Source organism: Dyella sp. S184, from assembly GCF_009766065.1.
In the GTDB taxonomy this organism is placed as follows: domain Bacteria; phylum Pseudomonadota; class Gammaproteobacteria; order Xanthomonadales; family Rhodanobacteraceae; genus Rhodanobacter.
In genome coordinates, this window is sequence record NZ_LMUE01000003.1 from 444,681 (window position 1) to 467,098 (window position 22,418).

At 62.5% G+C, this 22,418-nt stretch carries 32 protein-coding genes and 4 tRNA genes; 2 read left to right on the top strand and 34 right to left on the bottom strand.

What is annotated here, in order from left to right:
- The 34 genes from rpmD to GSQ75_RS09755 all read right to left on the bottom strand — a co-directional run bounded on the left by rpmD (position 1) and on the right by GSQ75_RS09755 (position 19,792).
- Entirely contained in the window at positions 1–201 is a 201-nt protein-coding gene (gene rpmD, locus GSQ75_RS09590; protein WP_068095376.1) for a 50S ribosomal protein L30, read from the bottom strand.
- Positions 194–703 carry a 30S ribosomal protein S5 gene (gene rpsE / locus GSQ75_RS09595; RefSeq protein ID WP_140649728.1) on the bottom strand — a complete coding sequence of 170 codons (510 nt, stop codon included), beginning with the start codon at positions 701–703 and terminating at the stop codon, positions 194–196. The genes rpmD and rpsE overlap by 8 nt, the downstream gene beginning before the upstream one ends.
- Before the next feature lie 111 nt (positions 704–814).
- Positions 815–1,174 (bottom strand): 50S ribosomal protein L18, encoded by a 360-nt coding sequence (rplR, locus tag GSQ75_RS09600; protein WP_174236715.1) that lies wholly within the window; start codon positions 1,172–1,174, stop codon positions 815–817.
- Between the two features lie 39 nt (positions 1,175–1,213).
- Positions 1,214–1,741 carry a 50S ribosomal protein L6 gene (gene rplF / locus GSQ75_RS09605; RefSeq protein WP_158754400.1) on the bottom strand — a complete coding sequence of 176 codons (528 nt, stop codon included), beginning with the start codon at positions 1,739–1,741 and terminating at the stop codon, positions 1,214–1,216.
- A gap of 11 nt (positions 1,742–1,752) precedes the next feature.
- Complete coding sequence (gene rpsH / locus GSQ75_RS09610) at positions 1,753–2,148, bottom strand: 30S ribosomal protein S8 (protein ID WP_158754402.1); 396 nt, start codon at positions 2,146–2,148, stop codon at positions 1,753–1,755.
- A 221-nt stretch (positions 2,149–2,369) separates the two neighbouring features.
- On the bottom strand, positions 2,370–2,675 hold the full coding sequence (gene rpsN / locus GSQ75_RS09615) for a 30S ribosomal protein S14 (RefSeq protein WP_158754404.1): 306 nt from the start codon (positions 2,673–2,675) through the stop codon (positions 2,370–2,372).
- Positions 2,676–2,689: 14 nt separating this feature from the next.
- Positions 2,690–3,229, bottom strand: a complete 540-nt coding sequence (rplE, locus tag GSQ75_RS09620; protein ID WP_158754406.1) for a 50S ribosomal protein L5 — start codon at positions 3,227–3,229, stop codon at positions 2,690–2,692.
- Positions 3,230–3,241: 12 nt separating this feature from the next.
- A complete protein-coding gene (gene rplX / locus GSQ75_RS09625; protein WP_077516239.1) occupies positions 3,242–3,556 on the bottom strand; it encodes a 50S ribosomal protein L24 in 315 nt (104 codons plus the stop codon).
- Between the two features lie 13 nt (positions 3,557–3,569).
- Positions 3,570–3,938, bottom strand: coding sequence for a 50S ribosomal protein L14 (gene rplN / locus GSQ75_RS09630; RefSeq protein ID WP_114845475.1), 369 nt, complete (start codon positions 3,936–3,938; stop codon positions 3,570–3,572).
- 14 nt (positions 3,939–3,952) lie between these two features.
- Positions 3,953–4,240, bottom strand: a complete 288-nt coding sequence (rpsQ, locus tag GSQ75_RS09635; RefSeq protein ID WP_158754408.1) for a 30S ribosomal protein S17 — start codon at positions 4,238–4,240, stop codon at positions 3,953–3,955.
- A gap of 12 nt (positions 4,241–4,252) precedes the next feature.
- Positions 4,253–4,438: a 50S ribosomal protein L29 gene (gene rpmC / locus GSQ75_RS09640; protein ID WP_158754410.1), complete on the bottom strand. Its 186-nt coding sequence runs from the start codon at positions 4,436–4,438 to the stop codon at positions 4,253–4,255.
- Positions 4,438–4,851 carry a 50S ribosomal protein L16 gene (rplP, locus tag GSQ75_RS09645; RefSeq protein ID WP_056386829.1) on the bottom strand — a complete coding sequence of 138 codons (414 nt, stop codon included), beginning with the start codon at positions 4,849–4,851 and terminating at the stop codon, positions 4,438–4,440. Before rplP ends, rpmC begins: the two co-directional genes overlap by 1 nt.
- An 11-nt stretch (positions 4,852–4,862) precedes the next feature.
- Positions 4,863–5,618 carry a 30S ribosomal protein S3 gene (gene rpsC / locus GSQ75_RS09650; RefSeq protein ID WP_077516233.1) on the bottom strand — a complete coding sequence of 252 codons (756 nt, stop codon included), beginning with the start codon at positions 5,616–5,618 and terminating at the stop codon, positions 4,863–4,865.
- Positions 5,619–5,633: 15 nt separating this feature from the next.
- The gene (gene rplV / locus GSQ75_RS09655) at positions 5,634–5,969 is read right to left on the bottom strand and encodes a 50S ribosomal protein L22 (protein WP_077516231.1); all 336 of its coding nucleotides are present in this window, start codon (positions 5,967–5,969) and stop codon (positions 5,634–5,636) included.
- On the bottom strand, positions 5,969–6,241 hold the full coding sequence (gene rpsS, locus GSQ75_RS09660; protein ID WP_007082178.1) for a 30S ribosomal protein S19: 273 nt from the start codon (positions 6,239–6,241) through the stop codon (positions 5,969–5,971). Before rpsS ends, rplV begins: the two co-directional genes overlap by 1 nt.
- A gap of 12 nt (positions 6,242–6,253) precedes the next feature.
- Positions 6,254–7,078 carry a 50S ribosomal protein L2 gene (gene rplB / locus GSQ75_RS09665; protein ID WP_077516229.1) on the bottom strand — a complete coding sequence of 275 codons (825 nt, stop codon included), beginning with the start codon at positions 7,076–7,078 and terminating at the stop codon, positions 6,254–6,256.
- 17 nt (positions 7,079–7,095) lie between these two features.
- Positions 7,096–7,389 (bottom strand): 50S ribosomal protein L23, encoded by a 294-nt coding sequence (gene rplW / locus GSQ75_RS09670; RefSeq protein WP_077445203.1) that lies wholly within the window; start codon positions 7,387–7,389, stop codon positions 7,096–7,098.
- Positions 7,386–7,988 (bottom strand): 50S ribosomal protein L4, encoded by a 603-nt coding sequence (gene rplD, locus GSQ75_RS09675; RefSeq protein ID WP_158754412.1) that lies wholly within the window; start codon positions 7,986–7,988, stop codon positions 7,386–7,388. Before rplD ends, rplW begins: the two co-directional genes overlap by 4 nt.
- An 11-nt stretch (positions 7,989–7,999) precedes the next feature.
- Positions 8,000–8,641 (bottom strand): 50S ribosomal protein L3, encoded by a 642-nt coding sequence (rplC, locus tag GSQ75_RS09680; protein ID WP_077442333.1) that lies wholly within the window; start codon positions 8,639–8,641, stop codon positions 8,000–8,002.
- Between the two features lie 20 nt (positions 8,642–8,661).
- Positions 8,662–8,973: a 30S ribosomal protein S10 gene (gene rpsJ, locus GSQ75_RS09685; protein WP_068095401.1), complete on the bottom strand. Its 312-nt coding sequence runs from the start codon at positions 8,971–8,973 to the stop codon at positions 8,662–8,664.
- A 454-nt stretch (positions 8,974–9,427) separates the two neighbouring features.
- Positions 9,428–10,618: an elongation factor Tu gene (gene tuf, locus GSQ75_RS09690; RefSeq protein ID WP_158754414.1), complete on the bottom strand. Its 1,191-nt coding sequence runs from the start codon at positions 10,616–10,618 to the stop codon at positions 9,428–9,430.
- Between the two features lie 79 nt (positions 10,619–10,697).
- Positions 10,698–10,773 (bottom strand) — tRNA-Thr (locus tag GSQ75_RS09695).
- Between the two features lie 88 nt (positions 10,774–10,861).
- A tRNA-Gly gene (locus GSQ75_RS09700) sits at positions 10,862–10,935 on the bottom strand.
- An 18-nt stretch (positions 10,936–10,953) separates the two neighbouring features.
- Positions 10,954–11,039 (bottom strand) — tRNA-Tyr (locus GSQ75_RS09705).
- Between the two features lie 93 nt (positions 11,040–11,132).
- Positions 11,133–11,621, bottom strand: a complete 489-nt coding sequence (locus GSQ75_RS09710) for an acyl-CoA thioesterase (RefSeq protein ID WP_158754416.1) — start codon at positions 11,619–11,621, stop codon at positions 11,133–11,135.
- A gap of 30 nt (positions 11,622–11,651) precedes the next feature.
- A complete protein-coding gene (locus tag GSQ75_RS09715; protein WP_158754418.1) occupies positions 11,652–12,158 on the bottom strand; it encodes a GNAT family N-acetyltransferase in 507 nt (168 codons plus the stop codon).
- Positions 12,159–12,258: 100 nt separating this feature from the next.
- Complete coding sequence (gene ychF, locus GSQ75_RS09720; RefSeq protein ID WP_158754420.1) at positions 12,259–13,347, bottom strand: redox-regulated ATPase YchF; 1,089 nt, start codon at positions 13,345–13,347, stop codon at positions 12,259–12,261.
- 74 nt (positions 13,348–13,421) lie between these two features.
- Positions 13,422–14,009, bottom strand: coding sequence for an aminoacyl-tRNA hydrolase (gene pth / locus GSQ75_RS09725; RefSeq protein WP_158754422.1), 588 nt, complete (start codon positions 14,007–14,009; stop codon positions 13,422–13,424).
- A 54-nt stretch (positions 14,010–14,063) separates the two neighbouring features.
- The gene (locus GSQ75_RS09730; protein WP_158754424.1) at positions 14,064–14,726 is read right to left on the bottom strand and encodes a 50S ribosomal protein L25/general stress protein Ctc; all 663 of its coding nucleotides are present in this window, start codon (positions 14,724–14,726) and stop codon (positions 14,064–14,066) included.
- Between the two features lie 147 nt (positions 14,727–14,873).
- Positions 14,874–15,815, bottom strand: a complete 942-nt coding sequence (locus GSQ75_RS09735) for a ribose-phosphate diphosphokinase (RefSeq protein ID WP_174236716.1) — start codon at positions 15,813–15,815, stop codon at positions 14,874–14,876.
- A 53-nt stretch (positions 15,816–15,868) separates the two neighbouring features.
- Positions 15,869–15,945, bottom strand: a tRNA-Gln gene (locus tag GSQ75_RS09740).
- A gap of 87 nt (positions 15,946–16,032) precedes the next feature.
- Positions 16,033–17,415, bottom strand: a complete 1,383-nt coding sequence (gene ispE, locus GSQ75_RS09745) for a 4-(cytidine 5'-diphospho)-2-C-methyl-D-erythritol kinase (protein ID WP_158754426.1) — start codon at positions 17,413–17,415, stop codon at positions 16,033–16,035.
- 23 nt (positions 17,416–17,438) lie between these two features.
- Entirely contained in the window at positions 17,439–18,044 is a 606-nt protein-coding gene (gene lolB / locus GSQ75_RS09750; RefSeq protein ID WP_158754428.1) for a lipoprotein insertase outer membrane protein LolB, read from the bottom strand.
- Entirely contained in the window at positions 18,041–19,792 is a 1,752-nt protein-coding gene (locus GSQ75_RS09755) for a tetratricopeptide repeat protein (protein ID WP_158754551.1), read from the bottom strand. Before GSQ75_RS09755 ends, lolB begins: the two co-directional genes overlap by 4 nt.
- Before the next feature lie 98 nt (positions 19,793–19,890).
- Between GSQ75_RS09755 and hemA the strand changes: the two genes are divergently transcribed.
- Both hemA and prfA read left to right on the top strand, forming a co-directional pair.
- Positions 19,891–21,201 carry a glutamyl-tRNA reductase gene (gene hemA, locus GSQ75_RS09760; RefSeq protein WP_158754430.1) on the top strand — a complete coding sequence of 437 codons (1,311 nt, stop codon included), beginning with the start codon at positions 19,891–19,893 and terminating at the stop codon, positions 21,199–21,201.
- A 102-nt stretch (positions 21,202–21,303) separates the two neighbouring features.
- A complete protein-coding gene (prfA, locus tag GSQ75_RS09765) occupies positions 21,304–22,383 on the top strand; it encodes a peptide chain release factor 1 (RefSeq protein ID WP_158754432.1) in 1,080 nt (359 codons plus the stop codon).
- Positions 22,384–22,418 lie beyond the last annotated feature (35 nt).

The following is a 22,418-nucleotide window of genomic DNA, read 5'->3' on the forward strand; positions in this document are numbered from 1 at the left end:
TTACTCCTCGACCCGGACCAGGTAATAGACCGTGTTGATCAGGCCACGCACCTGCGGGCTGTCCTTCAGTTCACGGACGTCGTTGATCTTGCCCAGACCCAGCGCCTTGACGCTGAGACGGTGACGCGCCTGCACGCCGCGCAGGCCCTTGACCAGGCGCACGCGCACGGTCTTGTCGGCGGTTTGTTGAGACTTAGCCATTGCCGAGCACCTCATCCAGAGTCTTGCCACGCTTGGCGGCGATCTTCTTGGGCGAGGCAACAGCCTGCAAACCCTTGATGGTGGCGCGCACCAGGTTGATCGGGTTGCGCGAACCGACGGCCTTGGCCAGCACGTTCTTCACGCCGACCACTTCCAGCACGGCGCGCATGGCACCACCGGCGATCACGCCAGTACCCTCGGAAGCGGGCTGCATGTAGACGCGGGCTGCACCGTGGTTGGCCTTGATGGCATACCACAGGGTGCCGTTGTTCAGTTCGATGCTCACCATCTGGCGGCGGGCACGCTCCATCGCCTTGGAGATGGCCACCGGCACTTCACGCGCCTTGCCATAGCCGAAGCCGACCTTGCCCTCGCCGTCGCCGACCACGGTCAGCGCGGTGAAGCTCATCTGGCGGCCACCCTTGACGGTTTTGGCCACGCGGTTGACGGCAATCAGCTTTTCGAGCAAGCCGTCCGAATTTTCGCGATCGTTAGAAGACATGTTCTTTTCCATGTGCCCGGCAAGGCCAGGACTTTTGCTTGCGGCTGAGCCGCTTGGAGTTGTAGGTAGCGCAACGGGAATCAGGACCTGCCTGATTCCCAGGTAGTGCTTTTAGAACTTGAGGCCCGCTTCGCGCGCCGCATCGGCCAGAGCCTTGATGCGACCGTGAAAACGGAAGCCGGAGCGGTCGAATGCCACGGCGTCGATACCTGCAGCCATCGCGCGCTCGGCAACAGCCTTGCCCACCGCAGCCGCAGCCGTCAGGTTCTTGGTGCCCTTGAGGCCTTCGGCCACCGACTTCTGCACGGTGGAGGCCGCAGCCACCACGTTCAGGCCAGAAGCATCGAACACCTGCGCGTAGATGTGCTGGCCCGTGCGGTGTACCGAGAGGCGGGCCACGGCCAGCTTGCGGATATGGCAACGCGTGGACTTGGCGCGACGCAGGCGATTTTCGTTCTTGTTCATCGTGATATCTCCAGAAAGCGGATAGGCGCTGTACTTGTTCAGTACTTAGGCCTTCTTGGCTTCCTTCAGCGTGATCTTCTCACCGGCATAGCGCACACCCTTGCCCTTGTAGGGCTCCGGCGGACGGAAGCCGCGAATCTTGGCCGCCACCTGACCCACAACCTGCTTGTCGGTGCCCTTGATCAGGACCTCGGTCTGCGTCGGGGTTTCGATGCTGATGCCTTCCGGCGCCTCGAACACCACGGGATGGGAGAAGCCCAGGCTCAGGTTCAGCGACTTGCCCTGCATGGCGACGCGGTAACCCACGCCGACCAGCTCAAGCTTGCGCTCATAACCCACGGAAACGCCCTGGACCATGTTGGCCAGCAGCGCACGCGCCGTACCGCCGAACTTGTCGTCGGTGCCTTCAGCGAGGCTGATGGTGGCAACGCCATTGTCCACGGCAACGGTAACGCCCGGCAGGTGATGCACGGACAGCGTGCCCTTCGGGCCCTTCACGGAGATCGCGTCGGCAGCGACGGTCAGCTCCACGCCCTTCGGCAGGGAAATCGGTTTCTTGGCTACACGTGACATTGAATGACTCCTTATGCCACTTGGCCGATGACTTCGCCGCCCAGACCCTTGGCACGGGCCTGCGCATCGGTCAACAGACCAGCGGAAGTCGAGATGATCGAGATACCCAGGCCGCCGAGAACCTTCGGCAACTCGTCCTTGCCGCGATACACACGCAGGCCGGAACGGCTGACACGGGAAATGGTCTCGATGGCCGGCTGGCCCTCGAAATACTTGAGCTTGAGCTCGAGCACCGGCTTACCTTCCTCGGTGGAAGTCTTGGCGTCGAGGATGTAGCCCTCGTTCTTGAGAAGGTTGGCGATTGCCAACTTCAGTTTCGACGACGGCATACGAACGGCCGGCTTGCCCATCGATTGGGCATTGCGGACGCGCGTGAACAGATCGGCGATGGGATCAGTCATGCTCATGAAAACATCCTTCAGAGTGCACCGATATCCGATAAAACCGGAAATCAATCAAATTGTGAGCCGACAGCAAGTCGGCCTGCTTTGCGCAGACCGCCGACTATATCAGCATTTCCAGGTTTTAGCGAATCTCGATGCGGTAGTCGCATCAACGGCGGCACAAACATGCCGCCGGGTGAACCAGTCGCGAAGCCTCGGCCTCGCAAACCAGTCCGTGTTGGGTATTACCAGCTGGCCTTGCGCAGACCCGGCACGTCGCCGCGCATGGTCGCTTCACGCAGCTTGTTGCGGCCAAGGCCGAACTTCGCATAGACCGCACGCGGGCGACCGGTCAATGCACAGCGGGTGCGCTGACGCACCGGGCTGGCATCGCGCGGCAGCTTCTGCAGCTTGGTCTGCGCTGCCATCTTCTCCTCGTAGGAGGCGGTGGCGCTCAGCACGATCGCCTTCAGTTCACCGCGCTTGGCGGCGAACTTCTGGACGAGTTTGGTCCGCTTGATATCGCGGTTCACCATTGATGTCTTAGCCATGGATTACGCGCCTATCAGTTGCGGAACGGAAAGCTGAACGCTGCCAGCAGAGCTTTGGCTTCTTCGTCAGTCTTGGCGGTGGTGGTGATGGAGATGTCCATACCGCGCAGCGCGTCAACCTGGTCGAAGTCGATCTCAGGGAAGATGATCTGTTCCTTGATGCCGAAGTTGTAGTTGCCGCGACCATCGAAGGCGCGAGCCGACACGCCGCGGAAGTCGCGGACGCGTGGCAGCGAGATGTTGATCAGGCGATCAAGGAATTCCCACATCTGCGCACGGCGCAGAGTGACCTTGCAGCCGATCGGCCAACCGTCACGGATCTTGAACGAGGCCACGGAAACGCGCGCCTTGGTCGTGATCGGCTTCTGGCCGGAGATCTTGGCCATATCGGCTACGGCGTTCTCGAGCACTTTCTTGTTGCCCGCAGCTTCGCCCACGCCCATGTTCAGCGTGATCTTGGTGATGCGGGGAACCTGCATCACGTTCTGGTAGCCGAACTGCTCGGTGAGCTTCGCCAGTACCTGGTCTTTGTAAAACGTTTCAAGGCGCGTCATGACTTGTGTTCCTTACGCGTCCACGACCTCGCCAGTCGAACGGAACACGCGGACCTTGCGCCCATCTTCGAGCGTTTTGGTGCCGACGCGTTCACCCTTGTTCGTGGCGGGGTTGAACAGCTGCACATTGGAGAGATGGATCGAGGCCTCACGTTCGACGATGCCGCCAGCCTGGTTGGCCTGCGGATTCGGCTTGGTGTGACGCTTGATCAGATTCACGTTGGAGACGAATACACGGTCGTCTGCAACACGCAGCACATCGCCGCGCTGACCCTTGTTTTTACCGGTAATCACGAGGACCTGATCACCTTTGCGGATACGATTCATGTCTTGACTCCGCTCAGAGCACTTCGGGAGCAAGCGAGACGATCTTCATGAACTTCTCGCTGCGCAGCTCGCGGGTAACCGGTCCGAAAATACGGGTGCCGATCGGCTCGAGCTTGTTGTTGAGGAGCACCGCTGCATTGCCGTCGAAACGGATCAGCGAGCCATCGGGACGGCGTACACCCTTGGCGGTACGAACCACCACGGCATTGTACACCTCACCCTTCTTTACCTTGCCGCGTGGAATTGCATCCTTCACGGTGACTTTGATGACGTCACCGATCCCGGCGTAACGGCGCTTGGAGCCACCGAGTACCTTGATGCACATCAGTTCCTTCGCGCCGCTATTGTCCGCTGCGGAAAGCGTGCTTTGCATCTGGATCATGGCTGCACCCTCCCTTAGACTTTGGCGCGCGTGATGATTTCAACCACGCGGTGATGTTTGGTCTTGGACAATGGACGGCACTCGGCGATACGCACGAGGTCACCCTCGTTTGCACCGAGATCGTCCTGCGCATGCAGCTTGGTCGAACGGCGAATGATCTTGCCGAGCAGCCAATGCTGCACCTGACGCTCGACCAGCACGGTGACCGTCTTGTCCATCTTGTTGCTGGTGACACGACCCTCGAGGGTACGCGTCTGCTTTTCTGATTGAACCTGTGCTTCTTGAATCTGGTTAGCGCTCATGTCGGCCGTCCCTTACTTCTTGCTGCCGAGCACAAACTTCGTGCGGGCGATGTCACGCCGAACGCGGCGAAGCTGGTGCGGCTGTGTGAGCTGACCGGAGCCCTTCTGCATGCGCAGATTGAACTGCTCCTTGCGCAGATCCAGCAGATGCTGGTTCAACTCTTCGGCCGACTGGTTCTTGATTTCTTTGGTGGCCATCACATCACCGCCCGGGTCACAAACTGGGTCTGCACGGACAGCTTCGCTGCCGCCAGACGGAACGCCTCACGCGCCGTCAACTCGTCGACGCCCTCGATTTCATAAAGCATGCGACCAGGCTGGATCGGGGCGACCCAGAACTCGACGCTGCCCTTGCCCGCGCCCATGCGGACTTCGATCGGCTTCTTGGTGATCGGCTTGTCCGGAAACACGCGGATCCACAACTTGCCGCCACGCTTCACGAAGCGGGTGATGCAACGACGGGCTGCCTCGATCTGGCGCGCGGTGAGCGCACCATGCGTGGTCGCCTTCAGGCCGTACTCGCCAAAGCTGACGAGGTTGGAGCACTGGGCCAAGCCGTCGTTACGGCCTTTGAACTGCTTGCGGTATTTGGTTCGCTTGGGTTGCAACATGGCAACTCTCCTTACTTCGCAGTCCGCTCGCGGCGGCCGTCACCGGCCTCGCGACGCGAATCGTTACGACGACCTTCACCACCTTCGCGGCGCGGCTGCGAGGACGGCTCGTCCTTCGACTCCTGGGATGCTGCTGCCAGATCGAAGACCTCACCCTTGTAGATCCACACCTTGATGCCGATGATGCCGTAGGTGGTCTTCGCCTCGGCGGTGCCGTAGTCGATGTCGGCGCGCAGCGTATGCAGTGGCACGCGACCCTCACGGCTCCACTCGGAACGAGCGATCTCGGCACCGTTCAGACGACCGGAGACGTTGATCTTGATGCCCAGCGCACCCAGGCGCATCGCATTGCCGACCGAGCGCTTCATGGCGCGGCGGAACATGATGCGACGCTCGAGCTGCTGCGCGATCGACTCGGCCACCAGCTGTGCATCCAGCTCGGGTTTGCGCACTTCATTGACGTTGATGTGCGTCGGAACGCCCATCATGTCGCTGACTTCCTTGCGCAGCTTCTCGATATCCTCGCCCTTCTTGCCGATCACCACGCCCGGACGGGCGGTGTGGATCGTCACGCGTGCGGTCTTGGCCGGACGCTCGATCTGGATTTTCGAGATGCCGGCAGCGGCCAGCTTCTTCTTGAGCATATCGCGGACCTTGATGTCGGCCACGAGATACTTTGCGTAATCGCCCTTGTTGGCGAACCACTTCGAGTTCCAGTCCTTGGCAATGCCGAGGCGGATACCGGTGGGATGAACTTTATGACCCATCGTCTATATCCTCGGTCAGTTACCAACAACCACAGTGATGTGGCTGGTGCGCTTGAGAATGCGCGAACCGCGGCCTTTGGCGCGGGCGTGCATGCGTTTCATCGCCGGACCTTCATCAACGAAGATGCTGGATACTTTCAGCTCGTCGACGTCAGCACCGAGATTGTTCTCGGCGTTGGCGACGGCCGACAGCAGCACCTTGCGAACAAGGACCGCAGCCTTCTTGTTGGTGTAGGTGAGCACGTCGCTGGCCCGGCCCACGGGAAGCCCGCGGACCAGATCAGCCACCAGGCGTGCCTTTTGCGCCGAGATGCGGGCGCCACGCAGGATCGCTTTGGCTTCGGTGCTCATCACTTACCCTTCTTGTCGCCGACATGGCCCTTGAACGTACGGGTCACCGCGAACTCGCCGAGCTTGTGCCCGACCATGTTCTCGTTGATCAGGACGGGTACGTGCTGACGGCCGTTGTGGATGGCGATGGTCAAGCCGACCATTTCCGGCAGGATCATCGAGCGGCGCGACCAAGTCTTGATCGGGCGCTTGTTGTTGGCGGAAACCGCAGCTTCCACCTTTTTTACGAGGTGAAGGTCGACGAACGGACCTTTCTTCAGAGAGCGAGGCATGTCGGTTTCCTGTTACTTCGTACGACGACGCACGATGAACTGCTGCGTGCGCTTGTTGTTACGGGTCTTGTAGCCCTTGGCCGGCGTGCCCCATGGGCTGACCGGATGACGACCACCTGAAGTCTTGCCTTCACCACCACCGTGCGGATGGTCGACCGGGTTCATCACCACACCGCGAACGGTCGGGCGAATACCCAGCCAGCGCTTCGCGCCAGCCTTGCCGAGCTTCTTCAGGCTGTGCTCGCCGTTGCCGACTTCGCCAATCGTGGCGCGGCAGTCGACCGAGACGCGGCGCATCTCGCCGGAGCGCAGACGCAGCGTGGCGTAACCGGATTCGCGAGCCACCAGCTGCACCGAGGCACCGGCGCTGCGGGCGATCTGCGCGCCCTTGCCCGGACGCAGCTCGATGCAGTGGATCGTGCTACCCATCGGGATGTTGCGCAGCTGCAGGCAGTTGCCGGCCTTGATCGGCGCATCGCGACCGGACACCAGACGATCGTCCACCGCCACGCCCTTCGGCGCGATGATGTAACGACGCTCGCCATCGGCGTAGCACAGCAACGCGATGTGCGCGGTGCGGTTCGGATCGTATTCGATGCGCTCGACGCGGGCGGCGATGCCTTCCTTGTCACGCTTGAAATCGATGATGCGGTATTGCTGCTTGTGACCGCCGCCACGGTGACGCACCGTGATGCGACCATGATGATTGCGACCGCCAGTCTTGGACTGCGACTCGGTCAACGCCGCGTACGGCGCGCCCTTGTGCAGACCTTCCGTACGGACGCTTACTGCGTCACGACGGCCGGGCGAGGTCGGCTTGTGGTTGATTAATGCCATCTCACAAAACTCCTGGCTCAGGCCTTGGCGGACACGTCGATGGTCTGACCATCGGCAAGACGCACATAGGCCTTGCGCTTGCCCTGGCGGCTGCCAGCGCGTTGACGAAAGGCTTTGACCTTGCCCTTGGTGTTGACGAGGTTCACCTGTTCGACCTTGACGTCGAACAACTTCTCCACGGCAGCGCGGACATCGGACTTGGTTGCCGCGGGGGCAACGACGAATACGTACTGGTTATGCTCGGCCAGACGCGCCGATTTCTCGGAGATGTGCGGCGCGCGCAGCGTATCGAGAATGCGTTCGTTGTTCATGCCAGCCACTCCTCGACTTTCTTCACGGCATCAACCGTCATCACCACGTGGTCGGAACCGACCAGGCTGACCGGGTTCAGGCCCATCACATCCAACACGTGGATATACGGGATGTTGCGTGCGGCCAGGAATACCGTCTCCGAAGCATCTTCGGACACCAGCAGCACGCGACCGGATACTTCCAGCTCGGCCAGCTTGGCGACCATCGCGGAGGTCTTCGGCGTCTCGACGCCAAAGCTCTCGACGACCTTCAGGCGACCCTGGCGGATCAGCTCGGAAAAGATCGAGCGGATCGCAACGCGGTAAGCCTTGCGGTTGACCTTCTGCTCATAGCTGCGCGGCTTGGCAGCGAACGTGCGGCCACCACCGACAAAGATCGGTGCACGGTAATCACCGTGCCGGGCGCCGCCGCCCTTCTGCTTCTTGAATTTCTTGGTGGTACCGGACATCTCGCCGCGCGACAGCTGCGACTGGGTACCGGCACGGCCGCCCGCCTGATAGGCGATGACGACCTGGTGAACCAGGGCCTTCTTGTACTCACCGCCGAACACTTCGTCCGACACGCTGAGCGACTTGGCGCCAATAACATTGAGTTCCATGGCGTCTCTCCTCAGCTCTTCGTCGTCGGGCGGATGATGACGTCGCCACCGGTTGCACCCGGTACCGCACCCTTCACCGCGATCAGATGACGCTCGGCGTCGACCTTGACCACTTCCAGACCCTGCTGCGTACGGTTGACCGCACCCATGTGGCCGGACATCTTCTTGCCCGGAAACACGCGGCCCGGGGTCTGACGCTGACCGATGGAACCCGGCGCGCGATGCGACAGCGAGTTACCGTGGGTAGCGTCACCCATCTTGAAGTTCCAGCGCTTGATCGTGCCCTGGAAGCCCTTGCCTTTCGACACGCCGGCAACGTCGACGATCTGGCCGACGGTGAACACGTCGTCTGCCTTGATCTCGCTGCCCACGGTGTACTTGCCGAGATCGTCGGCAGACACGCGGAATTCCCACAAGCCACGACCCGGCTCAACCTTGGCCTTCGCGTAGTGACCTTTCAGCGGCTGCGTCAGCAGGTTCGCGCGCTTGCTGCCCGCGGAAACCTGGACGGCGCTGTAGCCATCGTTATCGTCCGTCTTCAACTGGGTCACGCGGTTCGGCGTCGCTTCAATCAGCGTCACCGGAATCGAGCGGCCATCTTCAGTGAAGAGTCGGCTCATGCCGCATTTGCGGCCAACCAATCCGATACTCATCTTCGTATCCTGTCTGTCGCTCAACCGAGCTTGATCTGAACATCGACGCCAGCGGCGAGATCAAGCTTCATGAGCGCGTCCACGGTTTTGTCGTTCGGGTCGATGATGTCGAGCACACGCTTGTGCGTACGGGTCTCGTACTGGTCGCGTGCATCCTTGTCGACGTGCGGCGACGTCAGGATGGTGTAACGCTCGATTTTCGTCGGGAGTGGAATCGGGCCGAGTACCGTTGCGCCAGTGCGCTTGGCTGTCTCGACGATCTCACTAGCTGAGCGGTCGATCAGACGATGATCGTACGCCTTCAGCCGAATCCGAATCTTCTGGTTCGCCATAACCGTGTCCTGTTGTCGAAAGAACGTAATGTGAAACGAAACGGCTTCTCACCGCCTCGCACAACCCTTTACCACCACATCGGCAGCCGCAAACCAACTACGCGACCCCAAATTCGAAAAGACCAAGCGAGCGCTAGGCGGCTCGCTTGGACGTAATTGCGTATCACGCAAAAAAACGTAATCAGCAGGGCTGCACCCTGTGATTACATTGAATTGCGAGGGCCATCCCGGCCTGCGAACTCGAAGCGCATCCTGCGCCTCATTTCGCGGTAGATCGACCGAGGACTAGCCTCTATCGATAAGCAAGCTGCGAAGTATACATGCAAATTTCGGCTTAGTGAAGTACCCCGATGAAAAACATCGCAGGCTGTCTCACTTGACCGACGTTATCCGACCAACAGGCCGGATCAACGGCAGGAGTTATCCCGGCAGCTAGCTGCCGGGATAACAGGACTTACTTGATGACCTTGGCCACGACGCCGGCGCCGACGGTGCGGCCGCCTTCGCGAATGGCGAAACGCAGGCCTTCGTCCATCGCGATCGGGTGGATCAGGCTCACCACCATCTTCACGTTGTCGCCCGGCATCACCATTTCCACGCCGTCCGGCAACTGGCAAGCGCCCGTCACGTCGGTCGTGCGGAAGTAGAACTGCGGGCGGTAACCCTTGAAGAACGGCGTATGACGGCCACCCTCGTCCTTCGACAGCACATACACCTCCGCCTCGAAGTCCGTGTGCGGGGTGATCGTGCCCGGCTTGGCCAACACCTGGCCACGCTCCACGTCGTCACGCTTCAGGCCGCGCAGCAGCAGACCGGCGTTGTCGCCTGCCTGACCCTGATCCAGCAGCTTGCGGAACATTTCCACGCCGGTGACCGTGGTCTTCTGCGTGTCGCGGATACCGACCACTTCGATTTCGTCGCCGACCTTGATGATGCCGCGCTCGATACGACCGGTCACCACGGTGCCGCGGCCCGAGATCGAGAACACGTCTTCCACCGGCATCAGGAACGGACGGTCGATGACGCGCGTCGGCTCCGGGATGTAGCTGTCCAGCGCGTCGACCAGCTTGATGATCGACGGCACGCCGATCTCGCTCTGGTCGCCTTCCAGCGCCAGGCGGGCCGAACCGTGGATCATCGGGGTGTCGTCGCCCGGGAAGTCGTACTTGGACAGCAGCTCGCGCACTTCCATCTCGACCAGCTCGAGCAGCTCGGCGTCGTCCACCAGGTCCGCCTTGTTCAGGTAGACGATGATGTACGGCACGCCAACCTGACGGCTCAGCAGGATGTGCTCACGCGTCTGCGGCATCGGGCCGTCCGCGGCCGAACACACCAGGATCGCGCCGTCCATCTGCGCCGCACCGGTGATCATGTTCTTCACATAGTCCGCATGGCCCGGGCAGTCGACGTGCGCGTAGTGGCGGTTCGGCGACTCGTATTCCACGTGCGCGGTCGAGATCGTGATGCCGCGCGCCTTCTCTTCCGGCGCCGCGTCGATCGAGCTGTAATCCTTGAACTCGCCACCAAAACGTTCCGCACCGACCTTCGTCAGCGCTGCCGTCAGCGTCGTCTTGCCGTGATCCACGTGACCAATCGTGCCGACGTTGACGTGCGGCTTGGTGCGTTCGAATTTACCCTTTGCCATGCGCGCTAAACCCCGATGGAGTCAATGAATTGAAAGGAACCCGCCCTTTTCGGGGCTGACCGTGACCGGCCGGATGAAATGGTGCTCATAACAGGAATCGAACCTGTGACCTCTTCCTTACCAAGGAAGTGCTCTACCGACTGAGCTACATGAGCGTGTATTGGTGTATTTCAATCGTCCTCCATGACGGCGAAGAGCAAACCAGCATCCATGCCGGACAATTCAAAAAAGCAAAGTACCCAATGGAGCGGAAGGCGGGAATCGAACCCGCGTAATCAGTTTGGAAAACTGATGTTCTACCATTGAACTACTCCCGCCCTGCGCGGAACTCTTGCTGGTGGAGGGAGGTGGATTCGAACCACCGAAGGCGTAAGCCAGCAGATTTACAGTCTGCCCCCGTTGGCCGCTTGGGTATCCCTCCAACAAAGAACGCGTATTGTGTGGATCGGGCCCCAAACTGTCAACACCTAACGACGTCAAATCGGCATGTTGGAGTGAATTTCCGGCACCAACTTCAGCCCAATGATGCGGCGCGCAGGTCGACCAGCTTCTCCATTCCCTTGGACAGCTCCAGCAACTGTTTCGCCTGTGCCTGCAGCTGGCGCTCCTTGTCGTCACGCGGCTCCCAGTGCGGTACCGGGGTTGGCTTACCGTCAGGGCTGTCCAGTGCTACGAATACCATCACGCAACTGGTGGCCAGTCGATGCTCGTCCTTGCGCAGGTCACGCGCCAGCACGTCGACCGCCATGTGCATGCTGCTGGTGCCGGTATGGATCAGCCGAGCGCGCACCGTGACCAGATCGCCAATCAGGATCGGCGCCACGAACTGGATGCCGCTGACCGAGGCGGTAACGCAATATGCCCCACTCCAGCCCACCGCACAGGCATAGCCGGCCTGATCGATCCACTTCATCACCATGCCGCCATGCACTTTGCCGCCGAAGTTGACGTCGGTGGGCTCGGCGAGAAAACGGAACGTCACTTCACTCTGCTGACCTGGCATGCGGACTCCGAAGGGTTGGCTGGCCCCGCATTATGCCCGCTTGCGCCGCGATACCGGTGGCAGCGCAAGCTGCAGCAGCATCGGCGTGGTGATCACCCCGTTTGGCGACGGGCCTTCCGGGCCGGTCTCGACGAAGCCCAGATGCCGATACACCGGCACCGCGCAGCGGGTGGCATTGAGCGTGAAGCAGCGTGTGTCTGCGCGACGTACCGCATCACGCATCGTGCATAGCCATAGCTGGCGGGCGATACCCTGGCCCTGATAACGGGTGCTCACGAAGAACTGGGTCAGATGGCAGTCATCGCGCATCGCCGAAACGCCGACCAGTACGTCGTCCACATAGCCGAGGTGGAAACGCTGACCACCGACTATCTTTTCGCGTAGTACCTGCGCGCTGAGGCGCGCCAGTAGAGCCATCGCCGCGTCATGCGGCTGGTCCGGCACGACCCAGCGACGCACCACGCGGCGAATCAGGACACCAATGGCACGGGCATCGCCGGGGCGCCCCAGGCGCAGGCGCAAAGCAAGCCGGGTCATGTCACACCTCGTGACCTTCAATGCCTGCAAGTTTGCCAAGTATTCCGGGCAAAAAAAGCCCCGCCGCGGCGGGGCTTTCGGCATCTGCTGCGCGTAGCGCTCAGACGTTGAACAAAAAGTGCAGCACGTCACCATCCTTGACGATGTAATCCTTGCCTTCCTTGCGCAGCCGGCCCGCCGCACCGGCACCGGCCTCGCCCTTGTACTGGATGAAGTCGTCGTAGCTGATCGTCTCGGCGCGGATGAAGCCGCGCTCGAAGTCTGTGTGGATCACGCCAGCGGCCTGCGGCCCGGTGAAGCCACGCTTGATCGTCCAGGCGCGCACTTCCTTCACGCCAGCGGTGAAATAGGTCTGCAGGTCGAGCAGCTTGTAGCCGGCGCGGATCACGCGATTCAGACCCGGTTCGTCGAGCCCCATGTCTTTCAGGAATTCATCGCGATCGGCATCTTCCAGCTGCGCCATTTCCTCTTCGATCGCGGCGCACACCGGCACTACCTCGGCGCCCTCGGTGACAGCTCGGGCGCGCACCGCGTCAAGCAGCGGGTTGTTCTCGAAACCATCGTCGGCGACGTTGGCGATGTACATCAGCGGCTTCAGGGTGAGCAGGAACAGGTCGCGTACCAACGCCTTTTCCTCCTCGTCGAGGCCGAGGCTGCGCGCGGATTTGCCCTCATTGAGGCCGGCCGACAGTTTCTGCAGCACCGGCTTCTTGGCCAGCGCCTCCTTGTCGTTCGCCTTGGCCGCGCGCTCGGCGCGGTTCAGCGCCTTGTCCACCGATTCCAGGTCGGCCAGCGCCAGTTCGGTATCGATGGTGTCGATGTCCGAGATCGGGTCGACTTTGCCGGCGACGTGGATCACGTCGCCTTCGAAGCAGCGCACCACATGGGCGATCGCGTCCACCTCGCGGATGTGCGCGAGGAACTTGTTGCCGAGGCCTTCACCCTTCGACGCACCAGCCACCAGGCCGGCGATATCGACGAACTCGACCGCCGTGGGGATCACCTTCTGCGGATTGACGATGGCAGCCAGCGCGCCCAGGCGCGGATCGGGCACCGGCACCACGCCCACGTTCGGCTCGATCGTGCAGAACGGGAAGTTCGCCGCGGCGATGCCTGCCTTGGTCAGCGCATTGAACAGGGTGGACTTGCCGACGTTAGGCAGACCGACGATGCCGCATTTGATGCCCATGGCTTTGAATCCGGAAAATAAAATCGTGAATGGAAAATCGGAACAGCGGTGCGGGTTCAACGACTCCCGCTGCCCTACTCCCGACTTCCCGTCGTGTGCAGCTGCTGCATCGCCTTGTCGAACTGGCCAGCCACCGCCAGCGGTAGCACGTCCAGTGCGCGCGCAATGCCGTCGAGGATCGCGTCCTCGTCCTGCGCGGATGGGCGACCCAGCACCCACGGCGTGACCTGGTCGCGATGGCCAGGATGGCCAATACCCACGCGCAGGCGATGGAACTTGCCGTGATCCAGATGCGCCATGGTGTCGCGCAGGCCGTTCTGGCCGCCGTGGCCGCCGTCGAACTTCATCCGCACGGTACCGGCAGGCAGGTCCAGATCATCATGCGCGATCAGGCATTCATCCGGTTCGATCTTGTAATAGCGCAACGCCGAAACCACGGCGATGCCGCTCTTGTTCATGAAGGTGGCTGGCTTGAGCAGCCATACAGGCTCGCCGCCGATGCGCACCTTGCAGGTTTCGCCGTGCAGTTTGCCGTCGAAACCGAAGCGCTCGCCCTGCCCGCTGGCCAGGGCATCCACAAACCAGAACCCGGCGTTGTGCCGGGTTCGGAGATATTCGGCACCGGGATTGCCCAGCCCGACAATGAGTTGCAAACCAGCCATGCGGACAAGCAGCAGTGGCGGCCCGCGCTCGGTGGGAGCGCGGGCCGTCGCGGCTTACTTCTTGTCGTCTTTCTTGGCCGGAGCAGCGGCCACCGGAGCTGCAGCGTCGCCCTCAGCCGGAGCTTCTTCGACTTCTTCCTGCACGGTGTTGGCCGTGACCACGGCGATGTCGTGGCTCTCGCCCAGATGCAGCGCGACGATCTCGACGTTCGCCGGCAGCTTCAGCTCGGACAAGTGGACGATGTCGCCAGGGTTCAGCTCGCCCAGATCCAGCTCGATGAACTCGGGCAGGTCCTTCGGCAGGCAGGAGATTTCCACTTCGGTCAGATTGTGCGAGATCACCACGCCGGAGGTCTTGCCAGCGGCCGACTTCTCCTGGTTCAGGAAGTGCAGCGGTACGCTGACACGGATCGCCACGTTCTCGTCCACGCGCAGGAAATCCATGTGCATCATCAGCTGCTTGAACGGATGCTTCTGCCAGTCACGCACCAGCACCTTCTGCACGCTGCCATCGACGTTCAGGTCGAGCACCGAGGAGAAGAACCACTCGTGCTTGGCGGCGAGCAGGATGGTGTTGTGCTCGATCTGGATGCTCTGCGGAGCCTGACCAGCACCGTAAACAACGGCGGGCACGAAGCTCGCATGACGCAGGCGGCGGCTCGCACCTTTCCCCTCGTCCTTGCGGCTCTGTGCCTTGATTTCATGAGTCTTGATCATTTCAGTACTGCCTTAGGTTGGTAGTAACCGCTTCGCAGCGGTCGGATGACTTTCCCGCGACCAGAAAAGTCCGTTACTTGCACGCGGCATCCATGCCGCGAAAAGCTCAACATCAAAACCGCCCATCCTGGGCGGACTTTCAAATCTTCAATCCACGTACAACGAACTCACCGACTCGCCAAAGGCGATCCGGCGAATGGTTTCCGCCAGCAGCTCGGCGACCGAAAGCTGGCGGATTTTCGCACAGGCCTGCGCTTCCGCGCGCAACGGCAAGGTATTGGTGACCACCAGCTGGTCGAGCTGGGAGCCTTCGATATTGCTGATCGCCGCGCCCGACAGCACCGGGTGCACGCAGTAGGCGACCACCTTGCGCGCGCCACGCTCCTTCAACGCCGCCGCTGCCGCACACAACGTACCGGCGGTGTCGACGATGTCGTCGACCATCACGCAGGTCTTGCCGTCCACGTCACCGATGATGTTCATCACGGTGGATACGTTCGCCCGCGGCCGGCGCTTGTCGATGATCGCCAGGTCGGCATCATCCAGCCGCTTGGCGATCGCCCGCGCACGCACCACACCACCCACGTCCGGACTCACCACGATCAGGTCGTCCATGCTGTGGTTGCGCCAGATGTCGGCCAGCAACACCGGCGACGCATACACGTTGTCGACCGGAAGATCGAAGAAACCCTGGATCTGGTCAGCGTGCAGGTCCACCGTCAGCACCCGGTCGACACCGGCGGCGCCGATCATCCTGGCAGCCAGCTTGGCGGTGATCGGCACACGCGCAGAACGCGGGCGACGATCCTGCCGGGCATAACCGAAGTACGGAATCACCGCCGTGACACTGGCGGCCGAGGCACGCTTGAGTGCATCGGTCAGTGCCAGCAGCTCGAACAGATTGACCGCACTCGGCGCGCCAGTCGGCTGCAGTACGAACACTTCCTGCCGGCGGACGTTTTCCTCGATCTCGATCTGTACTTCGCCGTCGCTGAACGTACCGACCTGCGCCTTGCCCAGCGGTACGCCCAGGCGATGGGCGACATCCTCGGCCAGGACGCGATGGGCGTTACCGGTAAACAACATCATCGGGGTAGACGTGTCCACAGTGTGTTACCTCGAAACCAGCGACCATCAATGAGTGGCTGGGGCGGCAGGATTCGAACCTGCGTATGCGGGAATCAAAATCCCGTGCCTTAACCAGCTTGGCGACGCCCCAGTAATTTGTGTTCGTTCGTGCCTGATCTGGACTCGTCGACCGCCACCATGTCGCCGGCAGCCACCGTCTTGCCCATACCCATATCACTCAGTTCATGCCGCGATGACGCACCAGTGCATCCTGCAGGGGTGAAACCTCAACACCCGCGGCAACCTGCGCCGTGAATGCCACCGGACATTGTGCGGCAATCGCCACTACCCGATCGAATGATTTCGCTTCCAGAAACACGCAGCCACCGCTGCCGGAAAGCCGCGCCTCACCGAACCGGGCGAGCCAGTCCTGTGCGGCAGCTACCCGCGGATGACGCGCGCGCACCACCGGCGCGAAGGCATTTTCCGTCGTTTCGCCAGAAGCAAAGGATGAAATTGTCGCCCGCGGGGCATTTCGTGTCAATTCAGCGGCTTGAAAAAGCGCCGCGGTGGGTACTGGTTCGTGCGGGTCGAGTACCACGTAATGGCACCGTGGCAGACTCATCGGCGTCAGTTGCTCGCCGATGCCCTCGGCCCAGGCCGAACGGCCGCGCACGAACACCGGCACGTCGGCACCCAGCTGGCGTCCGAGTTCGGCCAGCAGATCCTCGTCCAGATCCAGCTTCCACAGCAGGTTCAGCGCCACCAGCACGGTCGCTGCGTCGGAGCTGCCGCCGCCAAGGCCACCGCCCATCGGGATGCGCTTGTCCACCTCGATCTCGGCACCCGCCGCCACCCCCGCATGCGCCTGCAGCAGGCACGCCGCGCGCACCACCAGGTCGGTGGCCTCGGGCACGCCTGGCACCTCACGGGTGCGCCTGATCGCGCCGTCATCGCGTACGCGCACGCGGATCTCGTCACCCCACTCGAGCAGGCGAAACACGGTCTGCAGCTCGTGATAACCGTCCGGCCGCCGCCCGGTGATGCGCAGGAACAGGTTCAGCTTCGCCGGTGCCGGCCACACCATCCATTCGCCATGTGCCAGCGGCGGCAACGGCCGGCTCATGAACACCCGCAGGTGTTCGGGGAAGCCGTTTTCACGGTCACGCTGGCTGGCAAGCGCAAACGTCGGATCGTTCTTGTCGACTACCGCAAATCCGTGCCTCGCATAGAACGGCGCATTCCAGGGCACGTCGGCCAGCGTACCCAGGTCGACGCGCCGGTAGCCCGCTGCACGCGCCCAGTTGCAGGCATGTTCCAGCAGTGCCGCGCCGATGCCGCGCCGCCCATATTCCGGCAGCACGTCGATTTCGGCGATGCCAATGCCGCCGCTGCCCACATCGGTATCCAGCCACACGAAACCGACCGGAACACCCGCTCCATCCAGCGCAGCCCAGACCAGTCCACGACTGATCGCCCGCTGCAGCAACTCCGGCGGGATCGACATCGCTGCATAGGCTGCCCAGGCCGAATGACCGCGGAACAGCTGCACGGCAGCACGCTCGATCGCACACAGCGCGTCGACCTGGGCCGACCCTGCTCGTTCAATGGAAAACTTCATGCGCCTGGGTCAGTGAGCCTGGATCAGTTGAATTGCCACGATTCGATCGACAGCCGCACTGTGTACGGCGGTTTCCCGGCATACACCTTGGTCGGCAACGGCGGCTTGCGGGTGGCATCCCATTCGCGATAGTCGACCGCCCAGCCATCCTGCTGCAACAGCGACGGCAGCCGATCGGTACCGAAGCTCAGTTCGGCCGGACCACTGTCCGCACGCAGGCCGAGCACCCAGGCACGCAGGTCACGCAACGGCACGTCCCAGCCGAGCGCCTTGTGCATCAGGACTTCGGCATCCGATCCATGCACCGGGCCACCGTCCAACCCCTCGAGCAAGGCACCATCCGGACCGCCACTGAGACGGAAATTCATGCCCGAGATCGCTGGCCCACGCAGCACGAACTCATATTGGTCACCGTTCTGGGTCCAGCTGAAACTGCCGGTGCCGCCCGACTTGCCGTCGGACACACCCAATCGGCCTTGCAAAGTCCAGTGATCGGCATGCGCCAGCGCCTGCTCGCGCTTGGCCTGGTCATTGAGCAGGCCGGTATCACCCTTCATGCGTACCACCGGCGCGCAGGCGACCAGCAGCAGCGGCAAGGCGGCGGCGAGGATTCGGAGATTTCGCTTCATGGATGCAGTCGCTTCAAGGTTGCCTGCAGGCTGCTGCTATGCGGATCGAGCTTGCGCACTTCGTCGAAGATTTCCTGCGCATCCTGCTTGCGGCCCTGCTTCCACAGCACTTCGCCCAGATGCACGCCGACATCGGCGTCCTTGTTCGCCAACCATGCACCACGCAAGGTCTGCGCGGCCTGATCCAGGTGCCCCAGCCGGTATTGCAGCCAGCCCCAGGAATCGGCAATCGCCGGGTCGTCCGGCTTGGCCGTACGCGCGGTCTGCAGCAATTTTTCCGCTTCGGGCAGGTCGCGATCGGCATCGGCCAAGGTGTAGCCGAGCGCGTTGCTGGCATCGACATCGCCCGGCTTGATCTTCAACAGGTGCTGGAAATCCTGCACCGCCTGATCGATCTGGCCCGCTTCGGCATAGGCCAGGCCGCGCCCGTACAGCAGTCCCGGATCGTCCGGCACCACTTGCAAGGCGCGACTGAACGCCTGTTCGGCCTGCGCAAATTTCAGCTCGCGGACATACAGTTCGGCATCGACCTCGTAGGCTTGCCGCAACAGCGCGGGTTGATCGAGATAGTCTATCTGCAGCTGATCCAGCAACTGATGTGCATCAGCCACCTTGCCTTGCGAATGCAGGATCAGCGCACTGCGCAGATCCGCGTCGAACGCATGCGGATCGTCGTCGCCGACCTGGCCATACCAGGCCAGCGCCTCGGCGTCGCGGTGCTGCATTTCGGCCAGCTGACCAAGCAGGTAGGCACTCTGTACGCGCACGTCCGGCGACGCCTGTTGCAGTTCCTGGTACAGCGCCGCCAATGCCTTGTCGTCCTTGCTCTGTGCGGCCAGGGCCGCGCGCAAGGCGTAGATTTCGGCATTTTGCGGGCCGTGCTCAAGGACCTTGGCGGCCCCAGCATAATCAGCCGCCTGACTGAGCAGTCCGGCATAGGCCAGCCGCAGCTGGACATTTTGCGGGGCTTTGGCGAGCGCCTTCTGCAACAGCGCGCGCGCGCCGTCCTTGTCACCATCCTTCAACTTCATCTGCGCCAGCCACGCATAGGTTTCGGCACTATTGAAACGTTGCACCGCTGCCTCGGCAATCCGCATGGCATAGGCGTGCCGATCGAACTTGTCACCCAGCTCGCTCATCGCCAGCCACGCCTGCGCGTCTGCAGGCAATCGCTGTGGCGTCGCCAGCGCCTCCAGCAGCTGGGCCGCCTGGGCCTGATCACGGGCACCGATCAGCACGCGACCGAATTGACGCCATGCATCCTTGTCGTTGCTGCCAAGCAGCAACTCCAGCTGGCGGCGCGCCTCGTCGGTATCGCCGCGATCCAGCGCCAGTTCGGCCCGCGCCCCGGCCATCGCCACTGGCTTGGCACCCAATGCCTGCCAACGATCAAGCCCGCGCTGGGCAGCGGCACTGTCATGTATCGCGATTGCCAACCTGGCCGCACGTTCGGCCACCTCTGGGTCATTGCTGAGCACCATCGCCTTGGCGTAATAGCCGGATGCCGCCTTCAGGTCGGTATGACTTAGCGCCATCTCGCCGGCCAGCAGTTGCGCCAGCACATCGTGGTCGGCATCCGGCGTGACCACCTGCAGTCGCGTCAGTGGTTGCGCCGAGGCGCTGCTTGTCTGTGTCTGGCGTGAAGGCGCACTGGCACAGGCCGCCAGACTCAACACCAGCACCGTCACTGCCGTAAAATGCCGCAGTTGCTTGAACTTGGCCGCACTGCTCCGCACACTACTCTCCATCTGTTCGCCTGTTTCGGCGGTACCGGTCATCACATCGGACGCCTTGTTCAAGCTTAGCCTACGCCGCCGACACCTGCCGCCGGGATGCCTGTCACACCATGCCGCTGATCGCCCTCGGGCTCAATCACCTCACCGCGCCGGTCAGCCTGCGCGAACAGGTGGCGTTCGATGAGGACGCCGCAGGCGAGGCCTTGCTCGAGCTGACCCGCGAACCCGGCGTTGAAGAGGCGATGATTCTCTCCACCTGCAACCGTACCGAGCTGTACGTCGGCGTGAGCGCCGGCGCCGAAGACATCCCGCAGGCGTGGTTGAGTCGTCATCATCATCTGACCCCCGGCAAGCTGGACGAGTTCCTGTATCGGCATGATGAACAGGACGCCGTACGCCACATGTTCCGGGTCGCCACCGGACTGGACTCGATGGTGCTGGGCGAGCCACAGATCCTCGGCCAGGTGAAAGATGCCTACCAGCAGGCCCGCGGTGCACAGGCGCTCAAGGCGCCGCTGGATCGGCTGTTGCAGCACACCTTCGCGGTGGCCAAGCGGGTGCGTACGGATACCCGCATCGGCGCGCATACGGTCTCGGTCGCGTTCACCGCCGTACGGCTGGCCGAGCAGGTGTTCGCCGATCTCAAGCAAGCCTGCGTGCTGCTGATCGGTGCCGGCGACACGATTGAACTGGCCGCGCGACATCTGGCCGAGAAGCAGGCGCGCCGGCTGATCGTCGCCAACCGCACACCGGAAGCCGCGCAGGAACTGGCCGGCCGCTACGGCGGCTACGCGATCGCCCTGGCCGACCTGCCGCAGCACCTGGCCGAAGCCGACATCGTGATCTCCTCCACCGCCGCACGGCAGCCAGTCGTGACCCGTGTCATGGTCGAGCAGGCGATGGCGACGCGCCGGCGCAAGCCGATGTTCATGGTCGACATCGCCGTGCCGCGTGATATCGAGGCCAGCGTGGGCGAATTGCCCGATGTATACCTGTACGGCATCGATGATCTGCGCCAGGTAATTGACGACAACCGGCGTTCGCGGGCAGCCGCAGCCCAGGAAGCCGAGGTCATCATCGACCTGCAGGTGGATCGTTATATGGCCTGGCGCCGGGCGCTCACGCTGCGCAATCCCGCGCTGGACATGCGCCAGCACGCGGAAATCTACCGCGACGAAGTGCTGGACAAGGCCCGCGCCATGCTGGCCCGTGGCAAATCGGCCGACGAGGCGCTGGCGTTCCTCGCCAACACGCTGACCAACAAGCTGCTGCATCATCCCAGCGCGCGCCTGCGCGAAGCCGCACTGAGTGGTGACCTGGACCTGCTGCATGCAGCAGGCAGGCTGTACGGGCTGGATGAAGAATCGGGCGCGAGGGAAGAATCCCGAAATGGGGACAAGTCCCGAAACGGGGACAAATAGCGAAAGCGGCCGGCTGCCGCTGTCGGATGTCATTCGCTACGGCGCAGGCCGCATCGCCTCGCCACTCGTCATTTATCGTTGTTTCGGGACTCGTCACTGCCCATGACCCCATCGATCCGCCGCAAGCTCGAAGCACTCGCCGAGCGCCACGAGGAAATCGGTCTGCTGCTGTCGCAGCCGGACGTGCTCGCCGACAACACCCGCTTCCGCCAGCTCTCGCAGGAATACGCCCAGCTCGAACCGATCGCCACCTCACTGCGTGAGCACGACCAGGCCGAACGCGAGCTGGCCGAGACGCGCGCGATGCTGGACGATCCCGAGCTGCGCGAGATGGCCGCCGATGATGTGCGGCGGCTGGAGCAGCACCTGCTCGATCTCGATGGCGAGTTGCAGTTGCTACTGCTGCCGAAGGATCCGCGCGACGAGGCGAATCTCTACCTCGAAGTACGCGCCGGCACGGGCGGCGACGAGGCCGCGATCTTTGCCGGCGACCTGTTCCGCATGTACCTGCGCTACGCCGAAAGCCGGCGCTGGCATGTCGAAGTGCTCAGCGAACACGCCGGCGAACACGGCGGCTACAAGGAAGTCGTCGCCCGCGTCGAGGGCAAGGGCGCGTATTCGCAGCTGAAGTTCGAGTCCGGCACCCACCGCGTGCAGCGCGTGCCGGAGACCGAATCGCAGGGCCGCATCCACACCTCGGCCGCGACCGTGGCGATCCTGCCGGAGCTGGACGAGATCGACGAGATCGAGATCAACCCGGCCGACCTGAAGACCGATACCTTCCGCGCCTCCGGTGCCGGCGGCCAGCACGTCAACAAGACCGACTCGGCGATCCGCATCACTCATCTTCCCACCGGCACCGTGGTGGAATGCCAGGAAGAACGCAGCCAGCACAAGAACCGTGCCCGCGCGATGAGCCTGCTCAAGGCGCGCCTGCTCGACGAGGCACAAAGCAAGCAGAATGCCGTCCAGGCCGAATCGCGCCGACTGCAGGTCGGCTCGGGTGATCGCAGCCAACGCATCCGTACCTACAATTATCCGCAAGGACGGATCACCGACCACCGCATCAACCTCACCCTGTATCGCCTGCCTGAAGTCATGCAGGGCGATTTGCGCGAACTGGTCGACACGCTGACCCGCGAGCACCAGGCTGATGAATTGAGAACACTTACGGCCAGTTGAAGGACCACCCTTGGCGATGATGCAGCCATACGCTA

Coding starts and splice junctions, on each gene's coding strand:
- ispE (WP_158754426.1), bottom strand. CDS start 17,415: ATGAAGTTTTCCATTGAACGAGCAGGGTCGGCCCAGGTCGACGCGCTG.
- GSQ75_RS09710 (WP_158754416.1), bottom strand. CDS start 11,621: ATGCCAGGTCAGCAGAGTGAAGTGACGTTCCGTTTTCTCGCCGAGCCC.
- rpmD (WP_068095376.1), bottom strand. CDS start 201: ATGGCTAAGTCTCAACAAACCGCCGACAAGACCGTGCGCGTGCGCCTG.
- hemA (WP_158754430.1), top strand. CDS start 19,891: ATGCCGCTGATCGCCCTCGGGCTCAATCACCTCACCGCGCCGGTCAGC.
- rplD (WP_158754412.1), bottom strand. CDS start 7,988: ATGGAACTCAATGTTATTGGCGCCAAGTCGCTCAGCGTGTCGGACGAA.
- rpsE (WP_140649728.1), bottom strand. CDS start 703: ATGTCTTCTAACGATCGCGAAAATTCGGACGGCTTGCTCGAAAAGCTG.
- pth (WP_158754422.1), bottom strand. CDS start 14,009: ATGGCTGGTTTGCAACTCATTGTCGGGCTGGGCAATCCCGGTGCCGAA.
- rplF (WP_158754400.1), bottom strand. CDS start 1,741: ATGTCACGTGTAGCCAAGAAACCGATTTCCCTGCCGAAGGGCGTGGAG.
- rpsH (WP_158754402.1), bottom strand. CDS start 2,148: ATGAGCATGACTGATCCCATCGCCGATCTGTTCACGCGCGTCCGCAAT.
- rpsJ (WP_068095401.1), bottom strand. CDS start 8,973: ATGGCGAACCAGAAGATTCGGATTCGGCTGAAGGCGTACGATCATCGT.
- ychF (WP_158754420.1), bottom strand. CDS start 13,347: ATGGGCATCAAATGCGGCATCGTCGGTCTGCCTAACGTCGGCAAGTCC.
- rpmC (WP_158754410.1), bottom strand. CDS start 4,438: ATGGCCACCAAAGAAATCAAGAACCAGTCGGCCGAAGAGTTGAACCAG.
- rpsC (WP_077516233.1), bottom strand. CDS start 5,618: ATGGGTCATAAAGTTCATCCCACCGGTATCCGCCTCGGCATTGCCAAG.
- GSQ75_RS09715 (WP_158754418.1), bottom strand. CDS start 12,158: ATGACCCGGCTTGCTTTGCGCCTGCGCCTGGGGCGCCCCGGCGATGCC.
- GSQ75_RS09730 (WP_158754424.1), bottom strand. CDS start 14,726: ATGATCAAGACTCATGAAATCAAGGCACAGAGCCGCAAGGACGAGGGG.
- rpsN (WP_158754404.1), bottom strand. CDS start 2,675: ATGGCTAAGACATCAATGGTGAACCGCGATATCAAGCGGACCAAACTC.
- rplC (WP_077442333.1), bottom strand. CDS start 8,641: ATGAGTATCGGATTGGTTGGCCGCAAATGCGGCATGAGCCGACTCTTC.
- rplV (WP_077516231.1), bottom strand. CDS start 5,969: ATGAGCACCGAAGCCAAAGCGATCCTGCGTGGCGCCCGCATCTCGGCG.
- rplN (WP_114845475.1), bottom strand. CDS start 3,938: ATGATCCAGATGCAAAGCACGCTTTCCGCAGCGGACAATAGCGGCGCG.
- GSQ75_RS09735 (WP_174236716.1), bottom strand. CDS start 15,815: ATGATGTTGTTTACCGGTAACGCCCATCGCGTCCTGGCCGAGGATGTC.
- rplB (WP_077516229.1), bottom strand. CDS start 7,078: ATGGCATTAATCAACCACAAGCCGACCTCGCCCGGCCGTCGTGACGCA.
- tuf (WP_158754414.1), bottom strand. CDS start 10,618: ATGGCAAAGGGTAAATTCGAACGCACCAAGCCGCACGTCAACGTCGGC.
- rplX (WP_077516239.1), bottom strand. CDS start 3,556: ATGAATCGTATCCGCAAAGGTGATCAGGTCCTCGTGATTACCGGTAAA.
- GSQ75_RS09755 (WP_158754551.1), bottom strand. CDS start 19,792: ATGGAGAGTAGTGTGCGGAGCAGTGCGGCCAAGTTCAAGCAACTGCGG.
- prfA (WP_158754432.1), top strand. CDS start 21,304: ATGACCCCATCGATCCGCCGCAAGCTCGAAGCACTCGCCGAGCGCCAC.
- rplE (WP_158754406.1), bottom strand. CDS start 3,229: ATGACGCGCCTTGAAACGTTTTACAAAGACCAGGTACTGGCGAAGCTC.
- rplW (WP_077445203.1), bottom strand. CDS start 7,389: ATGAACAACGAACGCATTCTCGATACGCTGCGCGCGCCGCACATCTCC.
- rpsQ (WP_158754408.1), bottom strand. CDS start 4,240: ATGAGCGCTAACCAGATTCAAGAAGCACAGGTTCAATCAGAAAAGCAG.
- lolB (WP_158754428.1), bottom strand. CDS start 18,044: ATGAAGCGAAATCTCCGAATCCTCGCCGCCGCCTTGCCGCTGCTGCTG.
- rplP (WP_056386829.1), bottom strand. CDS start 4,851: ATGTTGCAACCCAAGCGAACCAAATACCGCAAGCAGTTCAAAGGCCGT.
- rpsS (WP_007082178.1), bottom strand. CDS start 6,241: ATGCCTCGCTCTCTGAAGAAAGGTCCGTTCGTCGACCTTCACCTCGTA.